Genomic DNA, 20,223 nt, shown 5'->3' with positions numbered 1-20,223 from the left:
TTACCTCTTCTGGCGAGCCAACCGGCCGGCCGAGGCCTGGCGGGTACTGAGATGGAAGGTGTTGCCCGCGACGAGCTGGTGCAGGACCAGACCCAACATGGAGACCGGCTGGCCCTCGTCCACCACGTCCATCGAGGTGAAGCTGATGTCGCTGGCATCCAGAACGGTGATGCCGCCGCTGCCCTCCACTTCCAGCACGTTGTCGGGGCCGATGAAGGCCGCGGTGTCCTCGTCCAGGCCCAGGCCCACGGCAAACGGGTTGTAGGCCAGTGCGGTCATCAACCGGCCCATCCGGTCGCGCTCGCGAAAGTGCTGGTCGATGATGAACCGGTTGGTCAGGCCGAGCCCCGGCGCCAGGCGAACGCCCCCCGCGACGGCAGTGGGGCCCTCCTCGCCGAAGGCGATCATGTGCTCACTGATGAAGCTCGCCCCGGCGCTGGTGCCGGCCACATGCACGCCCTCGGCATTGCGCAGGCGGATGAGTTTGGCCACCGGCGTGCCGCCCACGATCGTCGACAGGCGCAGCTGGTTGCCGCCGGTCATGAAGATGCCGCTGGCCTGGGCGATGCGTTCCAGCCGCGAGGGCTCGTTGCAGTCGCGGCGGGTGTCGAAATCGATCGTGGTCACCCGCGCCGCGCCGAGCCCGGAGAACAGCGCCTCGTAGCGCTCGCCGGTCTCCACCAGGCGACTGGCGGTCGGCAGCACCACGATGTCGGCCGCATCGCCGCCGCACAGGTCGACGAAGCGCTTGAGTATCTGCGGATTGCTTTCCTTCTCCTCGCCGCCCCCGATGGGGATGATCCAGCCGCGGTCGACGCCGTCGGGGACGGGACTGGGGCACATCAGCGCGCGCCCTCGAAGGTGCCGCGGATGACCGCCTGGCCATCGCGCACGAACCAGCGACCGGAAATCAGTACATCACTCACATTGTCGTCCTCATCCAGAATCAACAGATCCGCGTCCGCGCCCTGCGCGACCCGCCCCTTGTTTTCCAGCCGCAACAGGCGCGCCGGGTTGCTGGTGAACGCCGGCAGCACGCGCGCGAGTTCCTCGCCCCGCGCCAGCAGCGTCTTGAGCGTCCTGTGCAACGAGTCCGGCGCGCCGATGTCCATGCTCAGCATGCGGCCCTGATCGTCGAACACCGGCAGGCAGCCGCCGCCGTCGGAACTGATCGTGACCCGCTCGGCCGGAGCGCCGCTGGCCAGGTAGCGCAGCAGCCCCTCATCGGCCGGCCAGGCGTCCTCGTCGGCGGCGACGGGAAAGGCGGTGATGTCGATGGTGCAGCCGCGGCGCGCAAGCTCGAGCGCTTCCTCGAAAAGCGCACGACGACGGTTGACGTGGGTCGGGTTGAACACGCGAGCGGGAATCTCGCTGGCGTCGAGCGCCTCGCGCACCTGCGCCAGTCCGCGCGGGCCGTCGCCCAGGTGCAAATGCAGGATGCCGGCCTTGCCGGTCAGCAAGCCGCCGACGTGGACATCGGCGGCGACCCGCAGCAGCTCGTCACGGGTCGGCTGGCTGGAGCGGTGGTCGCAGATCGCCAGCTCGCCGACGCCGATCAGGCAGTCGATGAAGGCCAGGTCGTCGCGCACGCTGCCGGTCACCGTCGCCACCGGCAGGTGGTAACCACCGGTGTAGGCGTAGGCGTTCATGCCCTCGTTGCGCAGGCCGTTGACGGTCGCTACCAGTTCGCGGGTGGAGCGCGTGGTGTCGTCGGTGCCCAGCAGGCCGACCACGGTAGTGATTCCGGCCAGGGTAAAGCGCGACAGCGGCACCGGCGGCACGCGGGTGTGGGCGCCGGCCTCGCCGCCGCCTCCTGTGATGTGGGTATGGCCATCGATCAAGCCGGGCAGCACGCGACGGCCGTGAAGATCGATCGAGGTGGTATGGGTGGGCGGCGACCCGGCGGCATCCTGGGAAGGCTGCATCGCGAGGATCCTGCCACCGCCGATCAGCAGGTCCTGCCAACCCAGGTGGGCCGGGGCGTGCACGTCGGCGTTGCGGAGCAGAAGCAGCGGTGACTCTGGCACGTTGGAAAGACCCTCTGGGAAGATGCCGCCGACGGTGGCGGTCATCCTGACAATGCGCACCGTACACAGGAACGGGTGCGGGCAGGGTCGAGGCCGCGCCAGCGCGCTTGCTCCAGTATTCCACGGTGGCGACCTTATCGGTCATGCCGGAGCCGCGGGTCGGCGGATGTCCGGAACCGGCGGCAAAGCTCGTGTCTTCAGTTCTGCATCGGGCAGATTCGCCGCCCGTTCCGACAACATCGATCCCATTACCGAAGGAGTCACGTCATGACTGCACCCACGACCCACCGTTTCAGGAAGCTCGCCCGGTTGTTGGTGCCCGCGGCGCTGGCGATCGCAGCGGCAGGCCTGGCCGGTTGCGGCAGCGACGCGGATACGTCGCCGACCGGCTCGGGCAGCAAGGCGTCCAAGAACAGCAACGGGCTCACGCTCGCCAGCGAGGGCTGGAAGCTGGACGCCACCGCGTCCGCCGGCATGCTGCCCGGCTACGCGGATGCGCCGCTGAGTTTCCGGATGGCCACCGGCTGGGTGAATACGGCGTCGGCGAAAGCGGCCGGCAAAGAGGCCGATCCCGAAGCGCAACGCGAGCAGGCGCTCGCCAGTTTTGGCCTGCTCACCGTGGAAATTGCCGCCGGTAACACGGCGCCGGGCAATTACCAGCTCGCCAGCGAGGTCTCCGGCGCGGACAGCGCGGCGGTAACCATCCCCTTGGGCAAGGACACCGGGCTGGCTGGCGAGTTCACCTCGCAGTCGGGCACCCTGACCATCAAGTCGGTGGAGACGGAAGAGGGCACCCACAGCACGAAGGTGGTCGCGGTAGATGGCCAGTTCGACGGCCTGTTTGCCGACGAGCAGGGCGACACGCGGTCGATCAGCGGCACGTTCCGCTTCGCGCCAAAAGCGAAGTAGTCGCTCGTCGGCGCCGAGGCGGCGGCGGGTTTACCAGGGCAGCTCGGTACCGTTGACGTGCCAGAACGTGCCGGTCTCGCCCAGCGTCAGCTTGTCCAGTCGCTCGACCAGTGGCGCGGCGGCGTGCTCAGGGCTGACCTCGCCCTTGCCACCCACCATGTCGGTGGCGACGAAGCCCGGATGCAGCAGGAACACCGCGACACCGCGCGACTCCATGTCCACGGCCAGCGACTTGCCGATCGCGTTGACCGCCGCCTTGGACGCACGGTAGCCGTAGCGGCCGCCCGATCCGTTGTCAGCCATCGATCCCATCCGGCTGGTGATGATGCCGATCTTCGCGTCCTCGGCCAGGTGGCCCGAAAGCGCCTGCGCGACCCGCAGCGGGCCCATTGCATTGACCTCGAACTGGCGTCGCATGTCTTCCCAACCATCGGTCTGGATCTCGCCAAAGGCCTCGCGGGTCATGATGCCGGCGTTGAGCACGAGCACATCCAGGCGGGTGTCGCCGAGGCGCTGGGCCAGGCCTGTCAGCGCGGCGTCATCGGTGACGTCCACACCCGCCTCCACCTGCACGCCCGTCTTTTCCAGCGCATCGCTGGACTGGCGGCAGGCGGCAATCACCTTGTCGCCGCGGGCGCTGTACTGGCGGGTCAAGGCAAGGCCGATGCCGCGATTGGCGCCGGTGATGAGGACGGTTTTCATGGACGACTCCGTTAAGGGGTTTCTCTTTCTATGGCGCCGTCAGCGCCGACAATCAAGCGCTGCGCGGAAGCGCGCAGGCCAACGCGCACACCTTGATGCCGCCTCAACCGCGCTTGAGCAGCAGGTCCAGCATCCGGTGGAAACGCGCGCCGTAGGGCGGGTTGAGCAGGCCGACCCCGTTGAAGCGGGCCTGGCGGAAGATTGATTTCATGTGCGAGAAGCGCTGGAAACCGGCCTCGCCGTGGTAGCTGCCCATGCCCGACGGACCCACCCCGCCGAACGGCAGGCCATGCTGGGCGATGTGGAACAGGGTGTCATTGACGGTCACCCCACCGGCCTGGGTCTTGGCCAGCACCGCATCTACACGCTGCGAATCCTCGTCGAACACGTACAGCGCCAGCGGGTGCGGCCGCGCGGTCACGTAGGCGATCGCCTCCTCGAAGCTGTCGTAGGGCACCAGCGGAAGCAGCGGGCCGAAGATCTCCTCGCGCATCACCTCCATCGCGTCGCTGACACCGGTCAGCAGCAGCGGCGGCAGGAGCCGGCGCGCGGGATCGGCGGGGGTGTCGTCCAGCGGGTGTTCGCGAGCGCCGGCCGCGACCGCGTCGTCGCGCAAGCCGGTGAGGCGCTCGTACTGGCGATCGGAAATGATGCTGGCGTACTGGGCATCGCGCGCAAGCCCGGGATACATGCGCGCCATCACCGCGCAAGCCACGCCGATGAACTCGTTGACGCGCGCACGCGGCAACAGGACGTAGTCCGGCGCGATGCAGGTCTGCCCCGCATTCACCATCTTGCCGAAGACGATGCGCTCGACCGCCTGCTCGAAGCGTGCGCCCGGACCGATGATCGCCGGCGACTTGCCGCCCAGCTCCAGCGTCACGGGAGTCAGGTTGGCGGCGGCGGCGCGCATCACGTGGTGGCCGACCGCGGTGGATCCGGTAAACAACAGGTGGTCGAAGGGCAGCGCGGAAAACGCCTCGGCGACCTCGACGCCGCCGGTGATGACCGCGATCTCGTCGGGCTGGAAATAGTGGGCGACCTGCTCGGCCAGCAGGGTGGAGAAGCGCGGCGTGAACTCGCTCATTTTCAGCATCACCCGGTTGCCCGCCGCCAGCGCGTCCACCAGCGGCCCGATGGCGAGGTAGAGCGGGTAGTTCCACGGCACGATGATGCCGACCACGCCCAGCGGCTGCGGACACAATTCGGTCCGTGCCGGCAGGAACGCCAGCCCGGCCAAGCGCTTGCGTGGCCGCATCCAGCGCCGCCCATGGCGCAGGGCGTGGCGGACCCCCGACAGGCTGGGGAACAGTTCCAGCAGGTCTGTCTCTTCCGCCGGGCGCTGACCGAAGTCTGCGGAGATGGCGCTGGAAAATGCCTCGCGTTGCTCGGTCAGCATCGTCCGCAGCGTACGCAGGCGCGCCGCGCGTACCGGCCACGACGGCATCGGATCCTCGGCGTGGGCGGCACGCATCCGTTGCAGTTGCTCTTCCAGGCGGGCGGCACGTGTCGTCATGGGGGGGCTCTCGGAATCAGCGCAGGCCGAAGGCAATAATTGGCGATCCGTTGAGCATGCCATTGTTCGCGTCGGCGCCCGCAATGTTGGAACCGCTACGGGCGCGCTGTCATCATGGCCACTGCACGCGACGCATTCGCCGACGCGAGCTTGACGATCGGGACCCACAACATGGCAATGGCCGAAAGCGATATCCACAAGGGCTGGATCTACCAGACCAGCAACCAGCAGCAGCGACTGGTGCTGGGCTGGGACCGCGACGGCCGCGTGGTGTATTCCTCCAAGGGCAAGGATCCGGACGCCCCGTTCCTGAACTGCCACGTGCGCATCACCACCCGCAAGTTCGCCCAGCGCGCGATCGGCAAGCTGCGCGAGGTCGAGGACCTGCAGCACTACATCGTGGCCAACAAGGCGACCACCGTGGTCGTGCGCTGAGAGGACGCACCTGCGCTGCAAACGCGCGCGCCGAGGGTCTCTTCATCCGCCGATCCCGCGGTTCCGTCGCGACAATCTCGGCTTGGTCGCAGCGGCACTCCGCTGCGCCGGCGGGGTCACTATGCTCCACGGAAATCCCCAGCCGTCGGAACCTCTTCGTGATCAAGGGCCTGTTCTTCGTCATCCGTATCGCCGTGGCGTGGCTGCTGGCCATCCTGCTGTTCGCGGGGCTGTGGTCGGAACTGCCGTTGATCGGGCGCCTGGAATGGCCGATCACGGTCGCCGGCATGATCGTCATGGCACTGGTGGTGATCGGCGCGCTCTCGCACGTCGGCCGGGTGCGCCTGATCGCCGACCGCATCGACCGGACCACGCTGGGTAACCGTCACCGCCGCCAGGTCGAGATTCCGTTCGAGGCCGGCGAGGCGTTCGATCTGGTCGATGCCGCCATCCGCGAACTGCCCCGCATCGTTGAAGTCGAGAGCGCACGCGACAGCCTGCAGATACGGGCCACCGCGGGACGACCCGAGGCGTACCTGGATCGTCCGCTGGGTCGCTGGAACCCGATGCTGTGGTTCGGCGCACCGCGCAACCAGATCCTGGCCACGGTCACCCCCGGTGGCGATACCGGCAGTCTCACCCTGATCTGCGAGCCCGAGACACTGGCATGGAGCGACTGGTTCCTGTTCGACGACGCGACCAACTTCGAGAACGCGGAGGCGATCACACGGGCGATCACCCGGCGGGTTGCCGAACGCCGCCGCAACGAGCGCGCGGATGCAGCGCAGACGGCCACCGAGAAGGAGCTCACCGTCGCCAAGCTGAGCCTGCTGCACGCGCAGGTCGAACCGCACTTCCTCTACAACACCCTGGCCAGCGCGCAGTTGCTGACCCGCAGCGACCCGGCGCGCGCCGACGAGATGCTCGGTCACCTCATCCAGTACCTGCGCCACTCGCTGCCACGCACGCAAAACGAGTTGTCCACCCTGGGTGAGGAACTGGAACGCGCGCTGGCCTACTTGGAGATCCTCAAGATCCGCATGGGACCGCGCCTGTCGGTGCAGGTCGACCTGCCGGAGAACCTGCGCGCCACCGCGCTGCCGCCAATGATGCTGCAGACGCTGGTCGAGAACGCGATCAAGCACGGCCTGGAGCCACGTACCGGCGGCGGCACGGTATGGATCCGCGCGCGGCGCAGCGATGGTGTCGTCGCGGTGACCGTCGCCGACGATGGCGAGGGCTTCAACAGCCGCACCAGCGGCACCGGCATCGGACTGAAGAACGTGCGCGAACGCCTGCGCCTGGTCTACGGCAGCGACGCCGCCCTGGCGGTGGTCGCCAACTTCCCCGCCGGCGTGGCCGCGACGATCACCGTGCCCGCCACGATCGTCCAGGAGGCCCGCCATGACTGAGCCCGTCACCACCTGCATCATCGCCGAGGACGAAGCCTTGCTGCGCCAGGCCCTGGTCGAGCGTCTCGCGCAGGCCTGGCCGGAGCTGCACATCCTTGCCGAGTGCGAGGATGGCGCGAGCGCGCTGGAGGCGATGGCCGAACACCGTCCGGACGTCGCCTTCCTCGACATCCGCATGCCCGGGCTGACCGGCCTTGAAGTCGCGACGGCTGCGGCCGAAGTCAGCCCGCGCACGCAAATCGTGTTTGTCACCGCCTACGACCAGTACGCCATCGATGCCTTCGAGCGCGGCGCGGTCGACTACCTGCTCAAGCCGATCACCGCCGAACGCTTGGCGGCCACGGTGCAGCGCTTGCAGGCGCGCAGCGGGAACAACGACGCGGCCACTTTGGCCACCCTGTTGCAACGGCTCGCGCCCGTCGCCCGCGCCGTCGATGCGCCGCCGCCGCTGACCTGGATCACCGCCAGCGCCGGCCGCGAAACCCGGCTGATCCTGGTTGAGGACGTCGCCTATTTCCGCGCCGACAACAAGTACACCACGGTGATGACCGCCGAGGGCGAGGCGCTGCTGCGCACTCCGATCAAGGAGCTGCTGACGGTGGTCGACCCGGACACGTTCAAGCAGATCCACCGCTCCACCATCGTCAACCTGCGCGCCATCGCCGGCGTCGTCCGAGACGACAGCGGCCGCGGCACCGTGCGCCTGAAGACGCGGCCGGAAACCCTGGCGGTCAGCGCGCCGTTCATGACGCTGTTCCGGCACATGTAATCGCCGCCGGACGACGCTACCGCCCGCAGAACGCACTCCGGCATCCGGCCCACCCATCCACGCTTGCGCGAGGTGACCCATGAAGTTCCTGGCCCTGATCTATTTCGTGCTGTCGCTGTTCGGCTGCGACATCGGCGGCAGCAGCTACGTCACCCGCACCACCGTGGACGGCACCGACACCCTCTACAGTCAGGCCACAACGCAGGCGGGCGTCGCCCGTTTCGAATGCCTGCGCAGCGCCAGCGGAGCCTGCCACTACCGCGTATATGCGCACGGTTGTGCGCCGACTTCCGGTCCGGATCAGACCCCATCGGGCAGCTGTGAATCCGACCCGATCGAGCGCTTTACAGTCGCCCGCGGTGACAGCAGGCAGATCGCCGGTCTGACCGGATTCGACCTGTGCGTCAGTGCGGAGGACGCCCCCGCGGGTAGGGCTTGTGACGGGCCGGAACGATAACGCCCAAGTTAGTGCCGGCCCAATGGAAGCGGCGGCGGTCCGATACAAAGGCCGCCGCCGGTCACCCGATCAGGCGTCACCGGTCTTACGCGCACCCACCTGGATTCGGCGCGGCGTGGTTTCCGGACGTTTGGGGATACTGATTTCCAGCACGCCGTTTTCGCCGTGGGCGGAAATCGCTTCGGGGTCGGCACTGTCAGGCAGCGCGAAACGCCGGTGGAATGCGCCATAACGGCGTTCAACGCGGGAAAATTTCTCGCTCTCCTGGACGTTCTCGCTGCTGCGTTCACCCTTGATCGTCAACATTCCCTTGTCCATCTGGACTTCGATTTCAGCCGGGTCGACGCCGGGGATATCGGCGTAAAGCACGAAACGATCCGCCTCTTCCTTGATATCCACCCGCGGAGTCCAGCGGCTGGTGACCACCGAGGATTCGTCCGTCGCCGTCGACGAGGAAAACGCCCCATCGAAGATTCGATCAACCAGCTGTCGCAAAGGGTCCTGGCTGCTGCCATCGCCGGACCATTGCGGATTACGCACGATCTTGCTCATGACTGTCTCCTTTGTCTGCTTCGGGGCGGGAACTTGGCCCCATTGCCAACGTAGGTCCGTTGCGACGGGTTTCAAGTCTGCTGCGTGGGGCCGGTGTCGCTTCCAGCAGTGCAGCGAGGCGATGCGGCTTTGCGACCACACAAAACACTTCCTGAATCGCCGCCGGTGGCATAGACTTTTGCCGGAGTCATCAACGGGATGGCCGGAGCGTTTTTCTGGGGAGAAGAACGCTTCACGAGCAATGACGCAGACCTGTCCTTGTCGGCCCAACCATGGCTCCAAATACTCTGGGGAGAGTCACGCGATGCGAATGCGTTCTGTTCTGCTTGCCATCCTGGCATCCGCTGCCATTTTCATGTCCCACGCCAAGGCGCAGGATGCCGCGGAGCAGAACCCGATCGCCCAACTTGATTGGCAGATCGGCCCCACCGAGGGAAGCATCGCCAATCGCGCAAGCATGGCCCTGCCCGAGGGATTCGCTTTCCTTGGCGCGGACGGTACCCGCAAGCTCAACGTGTTGTTTGAAAATCCGGCGAGCGGGGTGGATGAATACACCGTCGCTCCCGAAGACCTGAGGTGGACGAGCTTTTTCAATTTCAGCGACGTCGGCTACATCGAGGACAACGAATCGCTCGACCCGGAGGAGATCCTGGATTCTATCCGGGAAGGCACCAGGCAGGCGAACGTCGAACGCCGCCAGAATGGCTGGGACACCATGGAAATCGTTGGCTGGAGCTTCAAGCCCCAGTATGACGAAGCGCTCAAGACCCTTGAGTGGGCCGTCCTGGCCCAGATCGAGGGCACGGACCGCCAGGTCGTGAACTACAACACCCGCCTTCTCGGCCGCCGCGGTGTGATGGAGGTTGTACTGGTCGCCGCTCCCGAGGATCTGGACGCATCGATTGCCGAGTTCAAGCAACTCCTGCCGGGCTTCAAATACGGCGCCGGCGAGAAGTACGCGGACTTCAAACCCGGTGACAAGGTGGCTGCATACGGCCTGGCCGCGCTCATCACCGGAGGCGCAGCCGCGGTTGCCTCGAAAAAGGGCGTGTTTGCCGCCATCGCCGTGTTTTTGGCGAAGGCCTGGAAACTCGTACTCGTGGGGGTTCTGGGGATCGGCGCAGCTGTGCGCAAGCTATTCTCGGGCAAGCCTGACAAGCAGGCGTAGCAGGCCACATCGTTGGAGCTGACTCTGGTACTGGCGCCGGTCGCGCTCTATCTGCATGACTCGATGATGCTCATGCATTACGACGAGGTGGCGTTCCTGCAAACGGGCACCGGCTGGAAAACCTCCATCGGCGCGGACGCTCCCGTGCTCAGGCGCCACCCGCTGATACCCAACCCGCTGACGCCGGCACGTGCGACTTTCCGCCTCAGCTGGCTGGCCGGCAACAGTGCAGATGACAAAGAGCACTGGGCCGGCGTACGCCACCTGGTTGCGGCGTTGGGATCCTTGAAGCCTGCGTGCAATACGATGCTTGTCTTGCTGTTTGTGGTGCTTCCGTTGCTGCTGTGGCGATATCCCCATCCGCTGGCACTGCTTGCGCTGTTGCTGCTGATCTACCTGTGCGGGAGCGCGATCGCCTGCCAGTTGTGGCGCTATCGGCGGGTGTTCGGGCTGGATGGTCGAACCGTCATCGCCTGGGGATTTGAAGCCCTCGTGTGCCCACCACTGGCCATCAACATGGTGCGCAAGATCTGCTTGCGACGCAGCCTTCAGGCTCATCCGATCGCGGCAGCGAGGCAGCTCTGCGACCCCGCGGGGGAAGCGATCTTGCGAGGGCAGGTCAACGAGCGCCTGTCCACAGCGCTTTCCCTCAATCACGAGGGCGACCCACAGCACGGTGCGCTGCTCGCTTGCCGCCAGCGTCTGAACGGAACCACCCGATGACCGCAGCAGAGATCACGGTGATCGTAGGCGCGGGAGTTCTCGGATACTGGCTGGTCGCGGTTCTGCTGCCGCACTGGCGGCGCGACCGTTCCGCCGACGATGCCGTTCCACCCGTGGAGCCGTCGGATGAGTCGACGCGGTCCTGGCACGAGGTTTTGGGAGTTGGCTCCCGTGCGGACCTGAAGGACATCACCGCGGCGTACAAATGGCAGATCAGTCAATACCACCCGGATCGAGTCCAGCAGCTGGCACCGGAAATCCGCGCACTGGCCGAACAGCGCTCCAAGGAAATCAATCACGCTTTCGACATCGCCCGCAGGCAGCGCAAGTGACGCTGCCGCGGCGTCTTGCCGCGGCTCGTCGTCTAATGAGTGTTCGCGCGCCGCGGCAGCGTCCAGCCCGGGCGGATGAAGTGGCAGGTATATCCATGCGGAATGCGCTCCAGGTAATCCTGGTGCTCGGGTTCGGCCTCCCAGAAATCACCGGCAGGCACGACTTCGGTAACGACTTTCCCCGGCCACAGGCCTGATGCGTCGACATCGGCGATGGTGTCCAGCGCGACCCGGCGCTGCTCGTCCGAGGTGGTGAAGATCGCCGAGCGGTAGGACGCGCCGCGGTCATTGCCCTGCCGGTCCACCGTCGAGGGGTCGTGGATCTGGAAGAAGAACTCCAGCAGCTTGCGGTAGCTGGTCCGCGCCGGATCGAACACGATCTCGATCGCCTCGGCGTGGTTGCCGTGGTTGCGATAAGTGGCGTTGGGCACCTCGCCGCCGGTATAGCCCACGCGTGTGGAAACCACGCCGTCCTGGCGGCGGATCAGGTCCTGCATGCCCCAGAAGCAGCCGCCGGCGAGCACCGCGCGTTCCGTGCTCATCGCCCGCTCTCCACCTGGTCGAGGTAGTCGCCGTACCCCTGGGCCTGCATCTGGTCGCGCGGAATGAAGCGCAGCGAGGCCGAGTTGATGCAATACCGCAGCCCGCCGCGATCCGGTGGCCCATCGGGGAACACGTGACCCAGATGGCTGTCGCCATGGGTGGAGCGCACCTCGACCCGGACCATGCCATGGCTGGTGTCGCGCACCTCGCTGACGTGCGTCGGTTCGATCGGCTTGGTGAAGCTGGGCCAGCCGCAGGCCGCGTCGAACTTGTCCGCCGACGCGAACAGCGGCTCACCGGACACGACATCCACATAGATGCCGGGCGCGTTGTGGTGGAGGTACTCGCCGCTGCCGGGCGCTTCGGTGCCCGATTGCTGGGTGACGCGGAACTGCTCGGGCGTCAGCTGTTGGATGGCATCGGGGTCTTTGCGGTACTGGCTCATGCGGGTCTCCTGGAAACAAGGCAACACTGCAGTAATGCGGGTCAAGGCCATGCATCGCAAGGCGATCTTGGGCGACTTTCTTGACGAAAGCCCGCGCGCGCGCGTTTCGTTCAGCCGCGGCGTGCGTAGGCGTCCAGTGCCTTCTGTCGCGACTGTGCGAGGTCCACCATCGGCGCCGGATAACCGCTGCGGCGCAGCAGGCCGGGATCCTTCCATGGCTCATGCAGCGAGCCGGCGTCCGCGTCCTCCAGCTCCGGCAGCCACCGCCGCAGGTAACTTCCCTCCGGGTCGAACTTCCTTGACTGGGTTACCGGGTTGAACACACGGAAATACGGCGCGGCGTCCGCGCCAGTGCCGGCGACCCACTGCCAGCCCAGCGTGTTGTTGGCCAGGTCCGCATCCACCAGGGTGTCCCAGAACCAGCGCGCACCGTGATGCCAATGCTGGCGCAGGTTCTTGGTCAGGAAACTGGCGACAATCATGCGCACGCGGTTGTGCATCCAGCCCGTATGCCACAGCTCGCGCATGCCCGCGTCCACCAGGGGAATGCCGGTGCGACCGCGTTGCCAGCGATCCAGCACCGCTTGATCCGCATCGGCCCAGCGGAAACGGGCGAAGCGCGGATTGAAACTTTCGGTCGGCGTGTGCGGAAAGTGGAAAAGCAGGTGGTGGGCGAAGTCACGCCAGCCCAGCTGGCGCAGATAGGGCTCGATATCCGGACGGCGGCGCGCGCTGCTGGCGCGGGCTCGGGAGTCCAGCTCATGGTGGATCTGGCGCGGCGAGATTTCGCCGAAATGCAGGTGCGGCGACAACCGGGACGTGCCGTGGCGGGCTGGTAAATCCCGCAACCGGACGTAATCGTTCACCGCGTCATCGGTGAAGATTTCCAGCATTTCGTGGGCACCGGCCTCTCCGGGTTGCCAGGTGTCGGCCAGGCCGCCGGTCCAGTGGATGCGCGGGCTGAGCTCCAGCGCTTCCACGGGCAAACCATTGCTGGCCTGGGCAAACGCGGCAATCGACGGCACCGGCAAGGGTGGCGCGGCGGACAGGCGCGGGCGCAGGTTGCGCCAGTACGGCGTAAACACCTTGTACGGGCCGCCCTGCTGGGTCTCCACCTGCCACGGCTCGGACCACAACGCGCCGCTGTGGCTGTGGGCCTCGACGCCCTGCTCGCGCAGTGCAGCCTTGAGGTTTGAATCGCGGGCAATGCTGGCCGGCTCGTACAGCCGGTTCCAATGGACTGCGGTGGCGCCGGTCTGGCCAGCCAGCTCGCGCACGACCTCCAGCGTGTCGCCGCGGGCGACGTGCAGGCGACCGCCAGCGGCGCGCAGGCGCGAATCCAGCCGCGACAACGAGTGGTGCTGCCACCACCGACTGGCCGCGCCGGGTGCCCATTGCCCTTCTTCTTCAGGCGCGTGGACATAGAGCGCCAGCACTCGGCCGTTCTCCGCGCAGGCCGTGCTCCACGCCGGGTTGTCCTCCAGGCGCAGGTCGCGGCGGAACAATACGAGTGCGGTACCCATCAATGGTGCTCCCTGTGGACGCATGCAAACGCCGGACAGATTGAATCCATGCCCGGGGCGACAAAATGGTGTCGTGGCCAGGCGCAGTCTACGAATGTCGCAGCGTCTGCGGATGCACCGCTTGATGTGCGGCTCCCGGCGACCCCTGCCGCCGTAGCCAATGAGAGGTTATGATCGGCGCGGGGCAGGCCAGGACGGCCGCCAGGGAGAGACCACCGCCATGGATGCTCGCACCACCTTGCTCACCGCCCTGGTCGCCGGGCCGAAGCAGTTCGACCGGTTGCTGCACCTGCACACGGGCCTGGGTCCCGACGCGCTGGTCGCCGAAAGCCTGCACGGCGTGGAGTCGGTCGACGACGGTGGCTATCGGCTGCAGTTGGACGCGCTGTCGGTCGACGCGCACCTGCCACTGGATGAGCTGCTCGGCCAACCGGTCCTGCTGGAGCTGCTGACCGCCGAATCCGTCTCCCAGCGCCGCCCCTTCCACGGTCACGTCACCGCCTGCGAGCGGGTCGGCAGCAACGGCGGCATCGCCCGCTACCGCCTGGTCATCGAGCCCTGGCTGGCGTTCCTGCGCCAGCGGGTGGACAGCTACGTCTTCCATGACATGAGCGTGCTCGAAATCGCCGAGGACCTCTTCGCCGATTACGCACAGGCCGGGGCGCTGGCGCCGGCGTGGCGCTGGGAGCTTTCCGACCGGTCGCTCTATCGCACCCGCAGCCTGACCACTCAATACCACGAGAGCGATTTCCACTTCCTCCAGCGCCTGCTCGCCGAGGAAGGCATCGCGTACTGGTTTGAGCACACCGGCAATACCGCTGGCGAGACGCTGGGCAGTCACATGCTGGTGCTGGGCGACCATCCCGAAGCGTTTGCGGACGCCGGGAGCGTGCGCTTCCATCGTGCCGACGCCACCGAGCGCGCGGACAGCATCCAGCAGTGGGCCAACACCCGGCGCTGGCAGACCGCCTCGATCAGCCGCGCCAGCTGGGACTACCGCAGCCGCACGCTGCGCCCGGCCTCGGGTCAGAGCGTCCTGGCGGGCGGCGACGTCACCACCGAGGACGTCGACACCAGCGGTCCCTACGGTGTGGCCGACGAGGCGCATGCCGCGTTGCGGGCCGACCGGCAGATGGAAGCGCACGATGTCACCGGCCGGACGATCCAGGCCACGGGCACCTGGCGCGGCCAGGCACCTGGCACGCGGTTCTCGTTGAGCCAGCACCCCGACACCAACGGCCAGTCGTACACCTGCCTGCGTGTCGAGCATGCCGCCCGCAACAACCTGGGCGCGGACGTGTTCGAGGTGCTCGACCAGACCTTGGGGCTGACCAACGTCGGCGCGTTGCCACTGCCAACGGCGCTGTCACCAGGCTCCGATCCTGTCAATGCGATGGCGGCCGCGCCGTCGACCGATTTCTACCGCAATACCCTCATCGCGATCCCGGCCAACCTGCCCTACCGCCCGCGCACCGTGGACGGCCATGGGCTGCGCCTGCACCCAAAGCCCACGGTCCGCGGCACCCAGACCGCGATCGTGGTCACCGACGGGGCGCCGCTGCAGACCGACCGCGACCACCGCATCAAGATCCAGTTCCCATGGCAGCGCGGCAGCAGCGCCAGCTCAGGCATGGCTCGCCCCGACGGCGATGACAACGCGCCCGGCACCGATGCCGCATGGACGTGGGTGCGCGTCGCCACCCCGTGGGCGGGCGACAACTGGGGCAGCGTGATGCTGCCGCACAAAGGTCAGGAAGTCGTCGTGGCTTTCATGGAGGGGGACATCGACCGCCCCGTCATCGTCGGCAGTCTCTACAACGGTGCGGGCCAGCCGGACGCGCCGCACAACCAGGTCAACGGCGGCAAGGCGGGCGCGACCGGCAACGCCCCCGCGTGGTTCGACGGCAACGAACATCCGGCCGTGTTCACAGGCTTCAAGAGCCAGGCCCTCGGGGCGAGCCAGACCGGTAGCGGCGGCTACCAGCAGCTGCGCCTGGACGACACACCCGGTCAGGGTCGCGCGCAGGTCGCCACCACCCAGCACGCCACCACGCTGACCCTCGGGCACCTCAAGGGCGGGGAGGACAACGTGCGCGGCCGCGAGTGCGGCTTCGGCGTGGAGCTGTCCACCCAGGCCAGTGGCGCCCTGCGCGCCGGCGCCGGGCTGCTGCTGAGCACCGAGCCCGGCCGCCAGCAAATGGCCGCCGACGGACTGCGCAGCCAACTGGCCAGCGGCGCCGAACTGATGCAGAGCCTGTCCGATACCGCCAGGGCACAGACTGCCGACCTGCCGGACGAAGCCGATGCCCTCCCCGCACAGGAGGCACTGAAGCAGGTACAGGACACCTTGAGCGGCACCTTCACCGGCGCCGCTTCCGGTGACGGCGTCAGCGGTGGCGACGGCGAAGCCCCCGGCTGGAGCGCCCCGCTGCTGGCTGCCAGCAGTCCCGACGGAATCATCGCTACCACTCCGGCCGACCAGATCTGGGTGTCCGGCACCCAAACCACCCTGACCGCCGGCAACGACCTGAACTGGTTGAGCCAGGGCGAGACGGTCATCGCGGTCGCAGAAGGCATCAGCCTCTACAGCCATGGCACCCCCGCCCCGGGCGGTAAACCGCAGACCAGCACCGGCATCGCGCTGCATGCCGCCCAGGGCGATGTGAGTGCACGGGCGCACAAGAACGTGGCCACCGCCGCAGCGAAGATCAGCGTGACACTCGCCAGCACCCAGGCCGATGTGGAGATCGCATCGCCGAACAAACATGTCCTGGCCACCGCTGCCGGCGCCTATCTGAAACTGGAAGGCGGCGACATCGAACTGGGTGCGCCGGGGACGATCGAGTTCAAGGCGGCGAAGAAGGAATGGACTTCGCCGGAGGCGGCAAGTATGCAAGTCAAACTGCCTAGCGGAGAGCTAAAACTCTGCGAATTCAAATCCCGTGGCGCGGATGCGGCTGGTGACGGACTCATTCCGCTGCAACGTTGACATGACAGTTCTCGATCACCGCCTGCTGCTGGCGCAGGACTACGCACTGATCAATCCACTGCAGGTGGATTCCTCGCTATGGCACGATCTTCCGCTCGTGCCTTTGTCTCCGAAAGAATTGGCAGCGAAACCAGTCTCTATGCCACGACTACTGGCACTACGCGAGATGACTGAACACGATTGCCTGCAGCTGCTGCAGCGCGTGCACGAGCAGGCGCGCAGAAACAAATACCCGTACTTCTCCGCGCTGATTGTTTCGAGTCGTACCACTAGGGAGCTGTCGGCCCAGCTCGCCGAGCGCATGATCGTTCGAGTGCGAGATCGACGTAATGCGATTCTGCGTTACTTTGATCCTCGGGTATTTCGGCATTTGCGTTGGATTTTGAACAAAACGCAGATGGACAGCCTGCTGCGAAGCGTCGCCGTCTGGACGTGGCTTACCCCGGATGGAAATTGGACGCAGCATCAGTGTGCCAACGCAGCGTCGCCCTCACGTCTGCGTTTGACAGATAAACAATGGGAGGCCCTCCAGCGGCTGCGTCTGCTTCACCGCTGCCTGGAGCAAATGGCCATACACGTGCCGAAGACCCTCAATGATGACGCCATCGCCCAGCATGTCGATGCTCTTTTGCACCTCGCATATACGGAGTATGGCCTTCGCGATGGCGATGACCGTTCTTTATATGCGCTGCAAGCCGCCCGTTTTCATCCTCGAATTGGCGAGCACCCGGAAATTCGGATCCGCCTGTGCAAGGTGCAAAAAGGCGACATCAGTTATGTCGGTGCCTGTGCCGATTTGAGCGATGACGCGCTGTCTCGCTTCGCCGGGCAACTCGCTTCCAATGTTCCACCAACTTCAACATCAGGGATGTCTTCGTGACTGAGCCTAGCGCTTCATGCCCGTTCTGCGAGAAGAAGGGACTGCCCATTCTGCCGCTCCGCGCCGCCATTGCCCGTACAGACTACGAAGATGTACGCTCAACGTGGAAGGCGCTCGACCTGCCTGCCAACATGAGTGCTGGCATTACGGACATCGCACTCCCCGCCCAATCGGCCAAGTACACCGGTCGCCTGCTGCGGCCCGGCTATCTTTACGTCTTCAATGAAGCGCGGGGGGAATGGAAGGCGTATCTGGTTACGGGACTCGGCTACCTTTATGAGTTCGACATAACAGACACTACGCCACCCGATGCCGACAAGATCGAGTTCTCCTGCTTCCGTACCGGAGAGGAATTCGTGGCTCGCTGTATAACGATCCCCGATGCACAGCAAGCCGGAAAAGTCTGGCTGGGTTTTTCCGATACCGCGTGGACACCATTAGTGCTGGACCGCCACAGGAAGCAGGTGTACCGCGAAAAGCACATGCGCGTGGTTGACATCAAACAATGGCTGGCAGGAAGCACGTCACAGCCTCATACCGCACCGTTCAACCAGCTGCCGAAGATCGTGAACGAGTTCGCCATTGCCGGAACGGAGCGCGGAGGAGAGGAAAAGCAGCCTGAATACAGCGTGGTGATGGATAGCGAGACCGGTGAACCCGAGATCGACCCGGAAACCGGACAGCCGATGCTGGCGATAACCCTCGAGACCGTGAAGATCACGTCATTCCCGCCGCTCAATTTCTCGCCTCATCGGTTTGAGGCTTGCAAACATGAAGCGCCCGGCCTGATGGACTGGGCCGCAGCCGCAGCTCAACCGCATGAGCCCATGCTGGTGGCGGTTGACGATCCAGTGGGGATCACCATGGAGATCGCGGCTCTGATGGGCAATCGGCTTCAGGACTTTTTGGGTCAAGAGGATTTGGAGCGGCCATTAGCGATCTCAGCGTTGGTGGATTCGCTCGAGGAAGCAATCCGCAATCAGGCTGAACTTGACGAGATCCACACGCGACAACAAAAAGCGGTTTCCGATCTTTATTACTGGAAAAAAATACCGGTGATGTCGATGGACGGCATCCGCGATCCCGTACGCGACCGAATGCAAACAGAGCACTTGGAACGAATGAGCGATCCGGTCTACCGCAAGCAGTGGGAGGCCAAGATCGAGACCGCGAAGCAGTCGGCAGCTGACGCCCTCACGCAGTCCGACCTGGACGATATCGCCGACAAGGCGTGGAAGAAGTACCGCAATCAGCTGCGATCCGGTGAACCCGATGCATGGCGCAAGCGGGTGTATCAGCCGCGACTGGAGAAATTCGATCGCGAGCAGATGGTGCCATTGGCTAAAGCGCACTGTGCGTGGCTGACAAGCGATGCGACGACAGGCAGCTTCATCTGCAACCACGATGATACCGACGCCGAATCCGGCGCGGGCTATGTGCAAGCACTGTTACTTTGCATCCAGGACACCCAGCAGAATCAGATCTGTTTCGACACCTATCAGGACTGGCTGACTGCCAATACCGCCGATCCGCGTAATCTGCTACAGCGTGCGCTTCTGTACAACCAGCAAGAGGTGATCGAAGCACTGGACAAAGCAGTACCGGGAAAAGGACTGCCGAAAGGCGAACTACCCGACGTGCAGTGGAAGACGCTTATAGCGTTGTACGGCAAATCGCTTAAGCATCTCGACGCTGGTGGCCAGAATATCGTCGCGCAGTTGCTCACCGCCGTGGGTGGGCCGGTCATCCGAGTGTTGAACGGAATGATCGACAATACTGTTGGCCGGTTGGTAATCGCGCTGGGTATCATTGGCGAAGCACCGATTACGATGGTAACGCACGTCGGCACTGTGGATGAGGCGCTGGATGTGATGGTGAGACTGATGAAAGAGATCAACCCGGAGGCGCTGGAGAACGTAGATACTGAGCTGCTAAAGCGCAGGCTGGAAATCCAGTCGCGCGGTCGCCGACAAACGATTCAGACCCGGGGAGAGAGCGGTCGCTTCGGTGCATCTAAAGTCGCCCTGCGCGTTGACCGGTTCGCGGTGACACAGATCAAGGCGGGCCTGACACCGGCGCAGGCGGCCGCAGAAGCCGCGGGCGCGGCACTGCGGATGAATGAGTGGCCGAAGAATGACATGGCACGGTTCCGCGCGATGTTCGGCACCAATTCACGGCTGGCGGTGATCGGGCTGGTCCTCCAGATAGTGGGTGCCAATTCGATGGCGACAAAACTCGACACCAGTATGTCCCACAAGCGTTCGGAGAACAATTGGCGGTTTCGCAGCAGCGTGGCCGCGATCGTCGGCGGAGTGGGCAACCTGATCCATGATGGCGTTGTAGCAGGGGGCAAGGCGGGGAATATCCGATTGGCGAAAGCAGCGTCGACGTACTGGGTGAAGGTACTGGGTGTTGTCAGTCGGGGAATTGGTGTTGTGGCGGCAGGAATTGTGGCGGTGATAGATGCAAGGAGCGCATGGCGAGAATACCAAAGGGGCAATGCCGGCATGGTTTGGCTATATGCACTGTCGGCTGCGACTGGCCTCGGGGCAGCCTTGCTTTTCGGGGGGGCATTCGGCGCACTAATATTTGGCGTGTCAGCCACCGGTGTTGGCCTGATTTTGGTGGTGATCGGCATCGCCATCGCACTGCTGGTCGAATTTTTCAAGACCGATGAACTTCAGGACTGGCTGGAACGCTGCTTGTTCGGCGCTCTTGATGCAGGTCGCCGCTATCAAGACCTCAATGAGGAAATGAAGCAGTTCGGACTCGCGATGAAGGCGCTCGGCTTTAAAAGCGATGACGAAACAGCACCAGCTACAGCTGTACCGGAGCATTGAT

19 protein-coding genes are annotated in these 20,223 nt (G+C 65.3%); 11 read left to right on the top strand and 8 right to left on the bottom strand.

Annotated features, from left to right (window positions below):
• A complete protein-coding gene (locus INQ43_RS01535) occupies positions 1–843 on the bottom strand; it encodes a cyanophycinase (RefSeq protein WP_194034844.1) in 843 nt (280 codons plus the stop codon).
• Positions 843–2,072, bottom strand: a complete 1,230-nt coding sequence (gene iadA, locus INQ43_RS01530; RefSeq protein WP_194036902.1) for a beta-aspartyl-peptidase — start codon at positions 2,070–2,072, stop codon at positions 843–845. Before iadA ends, INQ43_RS01535 begins: the two co-directional genes overlap by 1 nt.
• Positions 2,073–2,294: 222 nt before the next feature.
• Between iadA and INQ43_RS01525 the strand changes: the two genes are divergently transcribed.
• A complete protein-coding gene (locus INQ43_RS01525) occupies positions 2,295–2,936 on the top strand; it encodes a hypothetical protein (protein WP_194036901.1) in 642 nt (213 codons plus the stop codon).
• 30 nt (positions 2,937–2,966) lie between these two features.
• Here the strand turns inward: INQ43_RS01525 and INQ43_RS01520 are convergent, their stop codons facing one another.
• Positions 2,967–3,638: an SDR family oxidoreductase gene (locus INQ43_RS01520; protein WP_194036900.1), complete on the bottom strand. Its 672-nt coding sequence runs from the start codon at positions 3,636–3,638 to the stop codon at positions 2,967–2,969.
• Between the two features lie 103 nt (positions 3,639–3,741).
• Positions 3,742–5,154, bottom strand: coding sequence for a coniferyl aldehyde dehydrogenase (locus INQ43_RS01515; RefSeq protein ID WP_194036899.1), 1,413 nt, complete (start codon positions 5,152–5,154; stop codon positions 3,742–3,744).
• A 114-nt stretch (positions 5,155–5,268) separates the two neighbouring features.
• Between INQ43_RS01515 and INQ43_RS12845 the strand changes: the two genes are divergently transcribed.
• The 4 genes from INQ43_RS12845 to INQ43_RS01500 all read left to right on the top strand — a co-directional run bounded on the left by INQ43_RS12845 (position 5,269) and on the right by INQ43_RS01500 (position 8,227).
• The gene (locus INQ43_RS12845; RefSeq protein WP_228062577.1) at positions 5,269–5,589 is read left to right on the top strand and encodes a hypothetical protein; all 321 of its coding nucleotides are present in this window, start codon (positions 5,269–5,271) and stop codon (positions 5,587–5,589) included.
• A 158-nt stretch (positions 5,590–5,747) separates the two neighbouring features.
• The gene (locus INQ43_RS01510; RefSeq protein ID WP_228062576.1) at positions 5,748–7,001 is read left to right on the top strand and encodes a histidine kinase; all 1,254 of its coding nucleotides are present in this window, start codon (positions 5,748–5,750) and stop codon (positions 6,999–7,001) included.
• On the top strand, positions 6,994–7,770 hold the full coding sequence (locus tag INQ43_RS01505; RefSeq protein ID WP_194034838.1) for a LytTR family DNA-binding domain-containing protein: 777 nt from the start codon (positions 6,994–6,996) through the stop codon (positions 7,768–7,770). The genes INQ43_RS01510 and INQ43_RS01505 overlap by 8 nt, the downstream gene beginning before the upstream one ends.
• 79 nt (positions 7,771–7,849) lie before the next feature.
• Positions 7,850–8,227 (top strand): hypothetical protein, encoded by a 378-nt coding sequence (locus INQ43_RS01500; RefSeq protein WP_194036897.1) that lies wholly within the window; start codon positions 7,850–7,852, stop codon positions 8,225–8,227.
• Positions 8,228–8,296: 69 nt separating this feature from the next.
• On the opposite strand, the gene INQ43_RS01495 is transcribed toward INQ43_RS01500, so the two are convergent.
• A complete protein-coding gene (locus tag INQ43_RS01495; RefSeq protein ID WP_194036896.1) occupies positions 8,297–8,779 on the bottom strand; it encodes an Hsp20/alpha crystallin family protein in 483 nt (160 codons plus the stop codon).
• Positions 8,780–9,020: 241 nt separating this feature from the next.
• Here INQ43_RS01495 and INQ43_RS01490 point away from each other — a divergent pair, with 241 nt between their 5' ends.
• From INQ43_RS01490 to INQ43_RS01480, 3 genes are read left to right on the top strand one after another with little or no spacing between them, the layout of a single operon-like run.
• Entirely contained in the window at positions 9,021–9,947 is a 927-nt protein-coding gene (locus INQ43_RS01490) for a DUF2167 domain-containing protein (protein ID WP_194036895.1), read from the top strand.
• Positions 9,948–9,959: 12 nt separating this feature from the next.
• Complete coding sequence (locus tag INQ43_RS01485; RefSeq protein ID WP_194036894.1) at positions 9,960–10,670, top strand: hypothetical protein; 711 nt, start codon at positions 9,960–9,962, stop codon at positions 10,668–10,670.
• Positions 10,667–11,002 (top strand): J domain-containing protein, encoded by a 336-nt coding sequence (locus INQ43_RS01480; protein WP_194036893.1) that lies wholly within the window; start codon positions 10,667–10,669, stop codon positions 11,000–11,002. The genes INQ43_RS01485 and INQ43_RS01480 overlap by 4 nt, the downstream gene beginning before the upstream one ends.
• Positions 11,003–11,034: 32 nt before the next feature.
• On the opposite strand, the gene msrA is transcribed toward INQ43_RS01480, so the two are convergent.
• The 3 genes from msrA to INQ43_RS01465 all read right to left on the bottom strand — a co-directional run bounded on the left by msrA (position 11,035) and on the right by INQ43_RS01465 (position 13,513).
• Complete coding sequence (gene msrA, locus INQ43_RS01475) at positions 11,035–11,544, bottom strand: peptide-methionine (S)-S-oxide reductase MsrA (RefSeq protein WP_194036892.1); 510 nt, start codon at positions 11,542–11,544, stop codon at positions 11,035–11,037.
• Positions 11,541–11,990 (bottom strand): peptide-methionine (R)-S-oxide reductase MsrB, encoded by a 450-nt coding sequence (gene msrB / locus INQ43_RS01470; RefSeq protein ID WP_194036891.1) that lies wholly within the window; start codon positions 11,988–11,990, stop codon positions 11,541–11,543. The genes msrA and msrB overlap by 4 nt, the downstream gene beginning before the upstream one ends.
• 110 nt (positions 11,991–12,100) lie before the next feature.
• The gene (locus tag INQ43_RS01465; protein ID WP_194036890.1) at positions 12,101–13,513 is read right to left on the bottom strand and encodes a deoxyribodipyrimidine photo-lyase; all 1,413 of its coding nucleotides are present in this window, start codon (positions 13,511–13,513) and stop codon (positions 12,101–12,103) included.
• 220 nt (positions 13,514–13,733) lie between these two features.
• On the opposite strand from INQ43_RS01465, the gene INQ43_RS01460 reads away from it, so the two are divergent.
• From INQ43_RS01460 to INQ43_RS01450, 3 genes are read left to right on the top strand one after another with little or no spacing between them, the layout of a single operon-like run.
• Entirely contained in the window at positions 13,734–16,502 is a 2,769-nt protein-coding gene (locus INQ43_RS01460; protein ID WP_194036889.1) for a type VI secretion system Vgr family protein, read from the top strand.
• 1 nt (position 16,503) lies between these two features.
• The gene (locus INQ43_RS01455) at positions 16,504–17,382 is read left to right on the top strand and encodes a DUF4123 domain-containing protein (protein ID WP_194036888.1); all 879 of its coding nucleotides are present in this window, start codon (positions 16,504–16,506) and stop codon (positions 17,380–17,382) included.
• A complete protein-coding gene (locus INQ43_RS01450; protein ID WP_194036887.1) occupies positions 17,379–20,222 on the top strand; it encodes a T6SS effector BTH_I2691 family protein in 2,844 nt (947 codons plus the stop codon). Before INQ43_RS01455 ends, INQ43_RS01450 begins: the two co-directional genes overlap by 4 nt.
• Position 20,223 lies beyond the last annotated feature (1 nt).

It is taken from the genome of Lysobacter sp. H23M47 (assembly GCF_015209765.1).
Lineage (GTDB): Bacteria > Pseudomonadota > Gammaproteobacteria > Xanthomonadales > Xanthomonadaceae > Novilysobacter > Novilysobacter avium.
Note: the sequence above shows the minus strand (reverse complement) of the source record. Positions and strands in the feature narration are given on the sequence as shown.